The sequence below is a fragment of the Paenibacillus eucommiae genome (genome assembly GCF_017874215.1).
Lineage (GTDB): Bacteria > Bacillota > Bacilli > Paenibacillales > NBRC-103111 > Paenibacillus_AI > Paenibacillus_AI eucommiae.
The window spans coordinates 52097-64838 of the sequence record NZ_JAGGLB010000005.1 but is presented as its reverse complement, the minus strand read 5'-3'; the positions used below and the strand labels follow the sequence as shown (position 1 = coordinate 64838).

Annotated in this window: 9 protein-coding genes; 2 read left to right on the top strand and 7 right to left on the bottom strand. The window is 49.2% G+C overall.

The window, feature by feature from the left end:
* Nucleotides 1–31: 31 nt before the first annotated feature.
* The 7 genes from J2Z66_RS09865 to J2Z66_RS09835 all read right to left on the bottom strand — a co-directional run bounded on the left by J2Z66_RS09865 (nucleotide 32) and on the right by J2Z66_RS09835 (nucleotide 9871).
* Nucleotides 32–1126, bottom strand: coding sequence for a hypothetical protein (locus J2Z66_RS09865; protein ID WP_209971224.1), 1095 nt, complete (start codon nucleotides 1124–1126; stop codon nucleotides 32–34).
* Nucleotides 1123–2958: an HSP90 family protein gene (locus J2Z66_RS09860; protein ID WP_209971420.1), complete on the bottom strand. Its 1836-nt coding sequence runs from the start codon at nucleotides 2956–2958 to the stop codon at nucleotides 1123–1125. The genes J2Z66_RS09865 and J2Z66_RS09860 overlap by 4 nt, the downstream gene beginning before the upstream one ends.
* A 24-nt stretch (nucleotides 2959–2982) precedes the next feature.
* Nucleotides 2983–3906 (bottom strand): STM4011 family radical SAM protein, encoded by a 924-nt coding sequence (locus J2Z66_RS09855; RefSeq protein ID WP_209971223.1) that lies wholly within the window; start codon nucleotides 3904–3906, stop codon nucleotides 2983–2985.
* Nucleotides 3903–5249, bottom strand: a complete 1347-nt coding sequence (locus tag J2Z66_RS09850; RefSeq protein ID WP_245375441.1) for an STM4012 family radical SAM protein — start codon at nucleotides 5247–5249, stop codon at nucleotides 3903–3905. The genes J2Z66_RS09855 and J2Z66_RS09850 overlap by 4 nt, the downstream gene beginning before the upstream one ends.
* A 195-nt stretch (nucleotides 5250–5444) precedes the next feature.
* Nucleotides 5445–6230: an STM4013/SEN3800 family hydrolase gene (locus tag J2Z66_RS09845; RefSeq protein WP_209971221.1), complete on the bottom strand. Its 786-nt coding sequence runs from the start codon at nucleotides 6228–6230 to the stop codon at nucleotides 5445–5447.
* Between the two features lie 1410 nt (nucleotides 6231–7640).
* On the bottom strand, nucleotides 7641–9059 hold the full coding sequence (locus tag J2Z66_RS09840; RefSeq protein WP_245375424.1) for an STM4014 family protein: 1419 nt from the start codon (nucleotides 9057–9059) through the stop codon (nucleotides 7641–7643).
* Nucleotides 9032–9871, bottom strand: coding sequence for an STM4015 family protein (locus tag J2Z66_RS09835; RefSeq protein WP_209971220.1), 840 nt, complete (start codon nucleotides 9869–9871; stop codon nucleotides 9032–9034). Before J2Z66_RS09835 ends, J2Z66_RS09840 begins: the two co-directional genes overlap by 28 nt.
* A gap of 214 nt (nucleotides 9872–10085) precedes the next feature.
* Between J2Z66_RS09835 and J2Z66_RS09830 the strand changes: the two genes are divergently transcribed.
* Nucleotides 10086–11990: an LTA synthase family protein gene (locus J2Z66_RS09830; protein WP_312894476.1), complete on the top strand. Its 1905-nt coding sequence runs from the start codon at nucleotides 10086–10088 to the stop codon at nucleotides 11988–11990.
* Between the two features lie 100 nt (nucleotides 11991–12090).
* Entirely contained in the window at nucleotides 12091–12534 is a 444-nt protein-coding gene (locus J2Z66_RS09825; protein WP_209971218.1) for a hypothetical protein, read from the top strand.
* Nucleotides 12535–12742 lie beyond the last annotated feature (208 nt).

Here is a 12742-nt window from a genome sequence, read left to right as displayed (position 1 = left end):
CTCGCCGGGGCTGCTGTTATAGGAGTATCCGCTATCCGCCGATTCCTGCCGCTTGAACCTGCTTGAAATAATACTGGTTGCCATTGCGGCGGTCGAAGCGTTCCGCTGCCGCTGCGGCGAGTTTTCCATAATGGACAGCAAGCCTGCTGAAGTCCACCTCTTCGCCCTGCAGAGGGTGGCGGGCAGGAAGCCGCAGCCGGGAGGCCGCAGCTCCTGCTTTTTGTGCCTTTTCTGCCGATTGTGCGGCCAATTGCTTAAGCAGTGCCGCCGCTTGAAGGTGGAACAGCATTTGGTCAAGCGGGTCCTCGTGATCGAGTGCTTCAGCCATATGCTTCTCCAGAAGCTCAAGTCCCTTCAGCGGACTTGTCAAGCTTAAATAGGCGATATGTTCAGCCACATTGACCAGGAAATCACGATTGCCCTTAATCAGCCGATAGCCCTTACGCTGGCTATTCTTCGCTTCTTCTTCCCTTCCCAGGTGGTGAAGGGGCAGCAGCACCTTGGACAAAGTGACATGGGGAACCTCGGCGCAGCTCATTTTGCCCGAAAGAATCGGCGCAGCCATTTTCAAGGCATGCTCGTCCTCCCCCAGAAGAACCATATATCTGACGATCTGATTCTGCTCACAAGCCTCGCAGTCACTCATATAATCCCGGTCTGTCGCACTGAAAACGGCATAGTGGCTCGCTGCCTCGTCAAGATATCCAGTGTCCATCGCTATACGGAACCGGTAATAATAATAAGTCCGGTCGCTGTAGCCATGCTTCCGGTAACGCTTGCGGAAATCCTCCAGCAGCTCCTCAATTTGATTCCTCGTAATATCCGGAAAGCATGTCGATTTACTTAGAATCCATTTGTAGGACCATAGCAGTGAAGAGCTGTCGAAGCTATCATTCTCAGGATTCTTATCATATTGGCCCAGCTGCCAGGAGAAGGCTACTAATGCCTTTAACGGGAATCCATTGAAGATGGCCGTCTCCACAATTTCAGTACGGGCTTCATAGCCCTGCTCCATATTTCCCAGAGCGTCAGCAATTCTTGCGGCTTCCTCCAGCACAGCAAGCTTGGACTCGCCTGCCGGCAAACCATAGGCTTCATCCATAAGCCTCTCAAAATCTGAAATCATTGGTCATCCCCTCCGGTCTGCGCACTTTTGGCCAAGCCCCAGTCTATAAACCTGACAATGCCTTTATTCAGAACGGCCAGTTCCTCCCTGCTCATCGGGTAATGTCCCATCATCAGCGCATTGACATACAGCATCTCAATGGCAATAGGCAGCATGACCTTATCCGAAGAGTCGGCAATTCTAGCAATCATCGGATTATCCAGATTGAAGTACAGCTTGGCATAAGCCGCTTCATTTAAGCTGGCGGATAAATTTTTGAGGACGGAGGACAGCAGCTCCGTGCTTTTCTCCTCTGCCGCTTCCAGTGAGCGTAAAGCCGCCGATTCCTTCGATAAAGTGTAAAGTGCCGGCAGTTCGGCGGGCTTGAACCGCTTCAGCTCCACATGACAGCGGAAACGTTGAAGGACACTGTCAGCCATGCGAAGGAAATCATAATACCGATTCCGCTCTACGGAGCTTAGCTCCACGAAAGACAGCGATATGTCATCAACGGACAGCAGCTCGGTATCCGCCTCCGGACATACTTGAGGCAGAATGCTTAACAAGGCCCCGTCATAAATATAGCCGCCATTTACGACTAACAGGGACTGGGCTGCAGCAACATGAGTGATTTGCCGATATTCATCCACAGTAAAGGTATAGTATATTTTTTGCCCTTCACGCACGAGCGCCCCCAGTTCCATGGATCCGTATGTACTCTCGAAGGGCAGCCACCGGTAGATCAGTCCGAAGAACGCATCGTCCTCGACAGCCAGCGCCTTCATAGAAAGAGCATGAAGCCGGATGATTGCCTGAAGGCGGTCGGGGTCATATTCTGCCATCCGCAGCAGCTCGTCACGGATCGAGTCTCCTAATTCTTCGCGAATCTGCTCAAGACGCTCATTTTCATAGAAATGCTCACGCGAAGCCGTAGGCTGTAGCTCATCGGTCCAGATCAGGCATTTTACGAAAAAAGCCCATTCCGGCAGGACATTTTCGGCTTTCTCCGACACCAGCATCTGCTTGAGGTACACCCTGTTCGAGCGGCGGGCATTCAGGTTGACGGCATGAGGCAAAATATAGGCAATGCCCCCAGTTCGCCCCGAAGCGGTACGCAGCGGGATAAAGTCGCCGAACTGTTCACCAAGAAGCCGCTGGCCGAACTGCAGCACCTCCTGTCTGCGGCTGCGCGCCAGCCCAGGCTCTTCGATCCAGACGGGCAGCTCAGCGTTAATAACCCTGCTGCTATCGCTTGTGCGAAGCGTTATGGGGTAGGGCAGCAGCGCCCCATAATAGAACAGCTTTTCGCCAACCTCATCAGGCTCGAAATACATTTCCGCCTCAGGCTTGCAGCGCAAATATACCTTCGTACCGGGCGAGAGCTTCGTTTCCAGCTTGCGAATCGTGTAGGTGCCATCCGGCTTCCCCCGCCATTCCATCGCAGGGCCGCCTTTGGCAGATTGCGTCAGCATAATAATCTCATCACTAACCATGAAGCAGGAAAGCAGACCAATACCGAAACGGCCAATAAAGGAGGTTTCCGCAGCCAGGCTGTCAGAATCCCTTTTGGAGGACTGACCGATCATCGCCAAAAATTCATGAATTTCTTCCTCTGTCAGACCGATGCCATTGTCTTCTACCGTCATGGTCGCACTGCTGCCATCCCCCGATAGCTCGACCATCACGCTGCCTTTGTGTCCCGTCTCCAGCTTACGCCTTGCTGTAATGGCATCCGTGGCATTCTGCATAAGCTCGCGGAGAAACACCTTCGGACTGCTGTACAAATGGTTCGATAGAATATCAATCATGCCGCTTAAATTAACTTGAAAACGATATGGATCTGCGCTGCTCATCATAATCTCCTTTGCTCAACATATTCAAATTGCATTTTCGGAGCCTGTATCCGTGAAACCTATATTTGCGGAACCTATATCTGCGGAACCTGCACCACGAAGAGGAATCCGCTCAAGCAAACCACTGCCGTACATATCTTGAAAAGGGAGCTGCGGCATATGAATATAGCCGATGTAGCAGCCACAATGCTCCATGCGGCAAGGGCGCTTCGCAGACAACCCCGCCAGACCGTCGCGGTAAAGGTTCCCTATGACCTGCCTGTCCTTATAGCAGCGCTTTACCAGCCCTGCTCCCTGAACGTAGAAAACCTGCTCACCTGCTCTGCAGCTTTGGCCACGGCTGTCGTAATCCGTTAAGTTCCATTCGAAAAGCGGATCAATACCCCGCAAAAAAGCAACCTCATCAGCCGTATAATAATTGGGCTTATCTTTAAAGGCATTAACCCACAGATACACATCCTGCGGAAGCAGCCTGCGAAGCGATTCGATGGCTCCAAAGGCGCCGCGAAGTCCTACCGTACCGACACTGAACGCAATACTCCTGCGATACAGATCATCGCACTGCGCGAGGAATCTCGCTTCTTTCGTCTGTTCGGGATGATAAGTCGCCCAAAATGCTGTTTTGCTTCTGTCAATATCCTGCGTCCAATCGAGATTGGCCGACAGATTGGTCTGGATGGCCACTTTCTCCACATGCTCCATATGAGATAACTGCGTAATGGCCTCCCGGTACCAGCGGTGGGTTAGCCCTTCCCCATAAGGATTGAAAAAAACAGACAACCGATGTCCATCATGCGCCTGTTCCTGCACCCATTCAACGAAAGTCCGCAGCTGCTCCCTATCTTTTGCAAGAGTTTCGGCGCTATCCTTTGTTTTGCTGAATGGGCAGTAAGGACAGTCGTAATTGCAGGAAGACAGACTGCCTCTATAGTACAGGGAGGCTTTCATGACAGCACATAGCTTTCCATGCGTTCTCTCACTTCAGGAGAAATCAGCCAATCTCCGATGCTGTCGGAATAGGCCATTCCCTCTTCCGTGAGCCGGAGCACACCTTCATGCTCCACGGCCAGACCGCCATCCGTCAGCCTTCTCAGCTGCGGCTGGTCCTCTTGAAGGCGGACACCGAATCGTTCCAGATAGGCAGCCGCATCCAGACCTTCCTGGTGCAAAATCGCCTTCACAACAAACCTCAGCTTCTGCTCATCCTCAGATAAAATAAAGCCGTAATCGGCGGTGTTATAATGCTCCGTCGCAACATAATCGGCGAGGATGCTCTCGGTTGCCTTGCGGCTCACTCCGTAACGAGAAGCGTAATGGACACTGCGTGTATACGAGCGGGCTCCACAGCCCAGCCCGACCATCCCTTCCTCCTGGCAACTGTATGACAAAATATCCTTGCCTGTAATCGGACTTTCCTTGGCAAAGCGGCGCATCGAGTATTGGCGATATCCTCTGCTGTGCAGAAGCTCGCGGGCTGCCCGGTAGCACTCCAAACGCAGATCCGTGCCTAATTGGCGGATCGTATCAGGCTTCACGATCGTATGCTCCCGCGTATAGAGCGGATAAATGAACAACTCGCCAGGATTATGGGCAAGCGCACGTTCTAACGAATACAGCCAGGAGCTGACAGTCTGTCCCGGCAGACCATAAATCAAATCCAGATTAAGCAGCGGAAAGTCGAATTTCTGCAAAAGCTCAAGCGCACGCTCAACCTCATCCGGCTGCTGCGGCCGGTATATTGCAGCTGCTTCCGCCTCTACGAAGCTCTGGATGCCCATGCTCACACGGTCGACGCGCCGCTGCTTAAGAATGCCGAGCCGTTCACTGGTTATCGTCTCTGGCGACGTTTCGACCGAGATGGACGCCTTCTGCGGATCAAAACCCATCGTCCCTTCAGCAATATCAAAGAGGCGGCTCAACTGCTTGGGCGCAAGCAGCGTCGGCGTTCCTCCCCCGATGGCAAAACGGGCAAACGGCTTGTGGCCTACATAAGGAGCCCACTGCTTCGCCTGCCGCTCCAATGCATCCACATACTGCTCGTGCACATCAGCACGCTTGTCGGGCAGCGTGAACAAATTGCAGAATCCACACCGGGCTCCGCAAAATGGGATATGCATATACAGGAAAAATGATTCTGCAGGCTCATTCCGCCAAAGTTCCTGCAGCGGCAGCTTCGGCTCCAGATCGCGGTAGGCTGTTTTGTGCGGATAAGAATACAGATAAGAGCGGTATGGATCAGCAGTCAGTTGATCTTTCCATTGTTGGAGCTCAAGAAGCTCCTCCGGGTTCAGGTGAGCCGCTGTCGTGGATCTCGAAGAGGTTACAGACACGTTAGGATCACTTCCTTTCTCATCTTGCTAGTCAACAGTTGAGTTACTTTTGAGTTACTGCTAAGTTACTACTGAAATTACTGAAACTATTGATACTACTGATAGACTACTGAGATTCTGGTGAGTTACTCTTGAGTTTCTATTCGAATTGCAGATCTATAACAGAAACTCACGGTAAGGCACATTCCAGACCACTTCATGAGCGAGCCTATGCCCCTCATATCCATCTTCGCCGTAAGCAGTCCCATGGTCTGAGAACGCCAGACAGAACGCTGGCCGCTTCCGCGCCCTCAGCGCTTCAAACAAACGTCCCAGCTGACCGTCCACATAACGCAGTGCAGCCCGCTGGCTGTCTACTGAATCCTTGCGGGCTCCCGGTACAAAGTAATGATTCGGGCCATGGATCGCAGATACATTAAGAAAAAGAAACAACCGCTCCTCCGGATCGGCCCGTTCCAGCAGCTTTAGCGTGTGATTGACCTGATGCTCGGTCGAGCGGGGGTTCGTTACCCCGAAGGTCATGCGCCAGTAACTCTCCTGAAAGTAACCCGGAAGCACCTTGGCAAGAGCCACCTTCTTCGTAAAAAAAATAACGCCGCCAACACAAATAGTCCGGTAGCCTTCCGCCTGCAGACCGCTTACCATGTCTGGCGTGTCGAACAACCATGTATGGGGATGTGTCTTCAGCCCCGTGTTCCTGGAATGAAACAGACGGATGTGATTCTCTTTATCCGTTGTTGCCGGTGTCGGCAGAAACCCACCAAAGAAAGCGTGATGCGCAGCATATGTAAAACTCCCGGGTGTGTGGCGCTTCTCCCAAGGCCCATCGCCGCACAGATTAGGACAATTTGCTTCCTCCAGAACCGCTGCATCGTAACGCAGCGTATCGAGCGTTATCATTACAATATCGTGTGATCCGACAATCAAGTTCATATCAGTCATCGAGTTCCATCCTTACTCAGTTCTTGCTCAGTTCTTGCTCAATTCTTGCTCAAATCCTCGTTGCAATCCATATTCAATCTTTGCTCATTCCTTGCTTAATCCTTGCCAAATCCTTGCTTAATCATCCCCACTCAGGTCTTACTAGAAACTTTCATCAAGCCCGCCCGTCTATCATCCGATTATTGGTAATAAAATAGAGACGTCCCCGCCCACTGATGGTAAAAAAGCTGCGTTTGTGCAGGATTTTTCACCCAAAATCGGTTATTTAGCGAGAATTCCTACAATTGGAGATTGTGCAGGAATTTAGGGCTTAAACCTCCGAAACGGGCAAAAGACGGATGAAACCCTGTATTTTTGCAGTAATTTTCTTTATCGGGATCATTAAGCTAAAAGATGTGTATATGCATCTTTTTACCCCACATGGCAGCTTGGCCTCTTAATTTGAGCGTATTTGAAGTAAATGGGATGAAATATTTGGAAATAACCCTTTATTGATTAATCTAAATGCCTCATCTTTCATCCTATATTTCAGGCTCAACACCACAATCAGTGCTTGACAAATGAATGGATAGCTAAAACTGGAAAAACATCTGCCAATCCTGTACGGTTGAAAGTCCTACCCAACAACAAAAGAGGAATAGACCGATATCACAACGAAGGAAGATATCTTCCAGATACGGAAAGGACCTGTCTCTAACGGTCACCGCTGACCTTTAGAGGCTGATTTTTACCTATTCACGATTCTAATGGACATCCGCGACCATTAGAAGGCGGTTTTCCCCACAATCGCCCCTTTTTCAGCCTGTAAGGGACATCCGTGACTAAACTTGACCCACTATGCTTCCAATTTTATGGAAACATCAAATATTGGAAATTAAGTTGATTTTATATAAATAAAAAAATATCTAAATGAACCCAATAATAATAATTTTTCCCTTTTAAAAGCACTTGGAACGAACAAAATTACTAAAAACAGCTATGGCTTGCCGCGGATCCCCGACATGAAAGCGGCTCTTTTACAGAAAATAGAGCTGGGGCTCTACGAGGAGAGATCAAATTTCATCATATATTGGTAAAATAGTATATTTTCCGCTCTTGAACAACGCTCATATGGAGCTAATATGAAATCCCATTTTTCTGGAAGCGTTGTGGGTCAAGTTTAGACATCCGTGACCGTTACAATCTCATTTCGCTGCATTTCCACTTCTAACGGACTGCGGTGACCATTAGCTCACGTGTTACCCTCGCCGATATGAAAATAGCTATGACAAGTACCGGGCAGCTATAAAGCTGGTATTTTCGTAGCATTTAACCGCCATCGAATGTTAGCTTGACTGTCAAGCACTGATTATTAGGTTGAGCCATATTTCATAGTATATTTTAATTCTATATTCCATCGTCTAGTGGTTGTTAACGAGCTTCATGTAAACCTTCCACAATCAACTGCTCCATCTCCCATTCATAGGGGCTGAAGCCTTGGTACTCTATGTTGTACAGCAAATCGCCGAACGGATTAAGCTCGGCGATATATGGAAGCAGATCGCCCGAACGGACCAGCACATCGATCCCGGCAACGGCCGATCTGGGGAAGACTGCCATAGCCTGCTCGGCGATTCCACGGATAGCCAAAAGCGCTGATTCGGGAAGTCCCGTTTCAGCTGGCAGCATCCGTTTGCTGCGCAGATGCAGATTCGTGATCGGCGTGCGGCTGGCACGCGCAACACTATGGCAGGCTTGTCCGCACACGACAAGCTGGCGGATATCAAACGCCCTGTCACCGCAGGAAGCCTTTGCAATCCATTGTTCAACATGGGCTCCATGAGCCAACAACCAGTTGACAATACGACGAATAATAGCCCGGTCTGTATAACGGCGCAATTTGCCCGCATTATAATAAATAGGTGAACGCGTAAAGAAAGTTTCCACGCCCACCGTTGTCACTACCACTTCAGCCCCAGTCCGGGGATGGATCTGATAAGCCATAACGCCAGATGCGCCTGAACCGCATGCGAGCTTAATGAAAACGCGATGCATCCGCTTATCGCGCATAGCTTCATGCAGCGATTCATAGTCGCTCAGCTCTTCTGGTGCAGCAAGCAGCCTCGGCACCCGCACACCTGCGGCCGTCAGCAGCCGATGTGTATACCGCTTGTCGAACATCGCTGCAATATCGGCAGGGGCATTCAGCCAGCGGGCTTGCTGACCACGCTGCTCTTCCTTGCCCTCTTGCTCACACTTGCTCCTCTGATCCTTCTGAACCTGCTGTTCCTGCTTGCCTTGCGGTTCCATTTGCTCCTGCTTACGGTTCTGTTTATCCAGCTTCTCCAGCATTCCCTGTCCGGCCATACCGGCCGGCAGTCTTTGCCCCTGCAGTGCTTCCCGCTCAAGGCGGGCAAGCAGCCGGCCATAGCCGCGGAACCATTGGGACGGATGCCAGATCCGTCCAACCTGTTCCTCCAGCCTCATGACAGATTCAACCGGAAGAGGCTGCGGGTCTTTCCTCGCAGCATACGGCAGCAAAGCCTCGTCCAGCGGATCGATGACGGCATCAGGTGCGCCGAGAGCGATCAGCGCACGCTCCACTTCGAAGTTCTCACCTGGCGCATCAAGCCGCAGCAGCGGCGGCTCCCCCGATGCCAGTCCCTTTGTGGACAGCACATCGGACAGCGACACCCGTCCCTGCAGCAGGTCCAGATAGGACACAACGATTGCCGGTTCCAGACCCAGCTTAAGCCGGGCTTGCTGCAGGCCGTCTGTACGCCGGTTTCCCGGATTGCCAATGAGGATAAAAGGCGGCATCGTTATTCCGTCATAGACGGTGAGCGCCATTCATCATCCGCAGGCTCCTGCTCGCTGACATCCACGGATAGACCGGATTGCTGCCAACGCTTGACTAACGGGTCAGTCATATAATGATGGCTCAAATCGAGATGCTTCAGCTTTTTCACTCTTTCACTAGCTAGCAGCGCTTCAGCTCCTGTATCACTTAAAGTTCCCATGGACAGATCAAGCGTCTCGAGCTGTTCGAGAATAGGCGCATCTGCCACCGCAATCGCGATTTCATCCTGTATCTCGCTATTTTTTAGACCCAGATATGTAAGCTCCGGAAATTTACCAACCTCTATCAAAGGTAGCACATCCTCCAAACCGCCATCAAAACCGTAGTTGTCCACGCCTAGATAAAGCTCAAGCTTCTTGAGCCGTGGCAGGTGTCCTTTGCTAATTTCCGCTAGTACATTTTTGCCGAGTCCTCCACAAATAATGACCAGCTCTTCCAGCTTTTCATGATGCACAGGAATTAGCTCGAGTCCAGTGCTTCCTTTTATAGTCAGTGACAACAGTTCTGGAAATGCGGGAAACAGCGGTGCCAAATTGCTTTGATTGATCCAGGATACTTCACATTCTTCATAAGTCATATCACCGATAAAAAGCTTGCGCAAGGAAGGAAACTGATCCCTCAAACGAACCAGGGCTTCTACAATCGTACTCGAATCATTTTCATAGGATTGTCCCCACTCACCAATAACTAGACTGGTCAATTCACGGGCTTCCGGCTGATTCGCTAAATCTTCAATAAGTTGTTCTATTCTCTTCCCATTCTCATACTCATCATAGTCGACAACAAGCTTTACTTCCGACATCGATTTCCCTCCCAGAACTTGAGTTCATTAAATCTTCTAAACTTATTTTTACCCTAACATTCACCAAGTGAAACTGTCAAACTGTGCAAAAAATGGTAGCCTGCCCTGCGACCGGCGATCTGGTAATAGGCACCATTCGCATTTTAATAGTTCCCTATAATGGAGGAAATAGGTTAAACTAATGAATAAACTATTTTTAGGAGGTGACCCCAGCGTGATTGGTCCGTGGAAGGTCCTGTGGAGAAGTCCTTTTATGTATACGCTTTTATTGCTTTGGGCTAAATTAGTCGTGTTAAGAACTTTTCTATTCGAAGAAGTTGCTATAGACCGCTTGGGGACGGACTTGGCCGCGGTGCTCGTTATTGTCGGTTTGATTGAGCTTTTTGGGCCTAAATTTATGAAGCCAGCGATTTATTGGGGCATCAATCTTGCAGCCTCTCTCATATTCCTTGCCGCGACTGTATATTACAGCCATTTTGGTGCCGTAGTTACGTATACAGCGCTTAAAAATATCAATCAGCTCGGACAAATATCCGATAGCGTCAAATCACTTATAGAGCCGATAAACTTCGTCTACTTTTTAGATTTCGCCCTAATTTTGCTGCTGAAGCTTATTTATAGAAGACCGCAGCTGCGCATACTCAACAGTCATTCCATAAATAAAATCGTTATTTGCCTTCTTCTGATAACAGCTGGGGCCTATTCCGCATGGTCAATTAAGGCTGGCGCCAACATCGCTAATGAATTAAAACAGGCTGAGGAGCTTGGCTTCTTAAGCTACCAGGTCTCAACGATTTGGGCATCCAAACAAGCAAGCAGCATGGCAAAAATCAGCGACATCGAGCAGTTGAAACAGACGATCAAAAGCTTCGAATCTCAATTCCCCTATCAATCTCTGGCAAAAGCTGCTGAAGCCCCCCAATATTTCGGTTCACAACAAGGTAAAAACGTGGTCATTATCCAGCTGGAGGCCTTTCAGAATTTCCCCATTGGTTTACGAATCGAAGGTCAGGAAGTAACTCCCGTGATAAATGCACTGATGGATGAAAGCTTTTATTTCCCTAATATTTATCAACAAATTGGCCAAGGGAATACTTCAGATGCTGAATTTATGTCCAACACATCGATTTATCCAACCGGGACCGTGGCCATGTCAACTGGGTATAGCGACCGCGATCTTCCAAGCCTGCCCAAGCTGCTAGATAAGCTGAACTATGTTTCCAGTACCTTTCATGTAAATACGGCTACCTTCTGGGATCGGGACAAGATGTATCCTGCCCTCGGCTTTACCAACTATTATGACAAAAAATTTTTTAACAATGATAATTTCAACAGCTTCGGTGCCTCTGATGAAGAATTGTACAACGTAGGTATCGAGGTCATGAAAAATCTCCAGCAGTTAGGGAAGCCATTCTACACGCAATTCGTCAGCGTATCCAGCCACCACCCCTTTGTGATTCCAGAGGATCGCCAGCAAATCAAGCTGCCAGATTCCTTGCAAGGCAATATGCTCAAGGATTATTTAACTTCCATTAATTATACAGACTATGCGTTAGGCAAGTTTATCGAGCAATTGAAAGCGGAAGGTCTTTGGGAAAACACGATGCTAGTCTTGTATGGTGATCATTTCGGGCTGCAGCTCAAGGATAATGAACATGAAATTGTGAGTGAGGCTCTCGGAATTACTTATCACCCGCGGCTATCCCGCTTTAATATCCCTTTGCTCATCCGGACTCCCGGACAAACGAGCGGCCAAACGGTGGAGCAGGTCGGCGGACAGATGGATATCCTGCCTACGGTTGCGAACCTGCTCGGCATCCAGCTTGATGAGGAGGACTTCCTTCCTTTTGGGCATGATCTGCTCAACATAGAGAACAATATTTTGGGCATGCGCTATTATTTGCCAACAGGCTCTTTTTTCAATAATGATATTTTATTTGTGCCTGGCAAAGGCTTTGAGGACGGTACGGCCTATTCGATTGACACTCTGCAGCCTGTGGAGGATTTCTCGATGTATAGAAGCGATTACGACTACATTATGGGATGGATGGACCTTTCAGATAAATACGTGAACCTGCTCCCTGCCAGGCTAATCCCGCCTGCCTTGGCTGGACCTTGAAACGGAGTGCGGGAGTGAAGGAGTGAGGGACGGGGGAATGAAGGAAGGATAGATAGATAGATAGATTAGCTTAGCTTATTCAGACTTAAGGGGGTTTAAAATGAGTCGCAACATCCTGCTATCATTTGTATTTCACATTCTTATCCTTATGATGACGGGTATTCTATATTCAATGGGTAATCACCCTGTTTTACTCGTTGTTGTGATATTGCTAGCACTAATTGGATATATAACACTTGGATATGTTTTCCTTAAGCCAATGAGCTCTGTCCTTACAAATCTTCTCTCTGTATCATTGGTGAGCTCGGTCGGTTTATTAATAGGCTTATATGGTGTGATATTCCCTGGTCAAATGGGATTTAATTGGATGATATTTTTGGGATATCATTTGTATGGTTTTGGACTGGCACAAGCATTTCAATTTGATCCAGGCCCCCATGGAACGTTTTGGTTTTTTGCACTACCTTCTTTGTCTCTATGGGTCGGTTTACAGTTAAAAGTATTGGGTTACAAATCGTCGAATTCCGGGCAAATTTCATCATAGACGTATTGGTGAAACGCATTCCCCCCGTTCTCCATAGAAAACGTGATGGACCGGAGGAAGCGGCAACTCCTCCCCTTGATCCAAAGTTAACCCGTTCACGATAATTACCAGCTCATGAACATGCACATCGGACACGTCCGTGTCCCTCGTAAACGTTTATTTCCAGAGGCCCGACCATTCCATAGAAGCGAACACCCCGCCCATACCG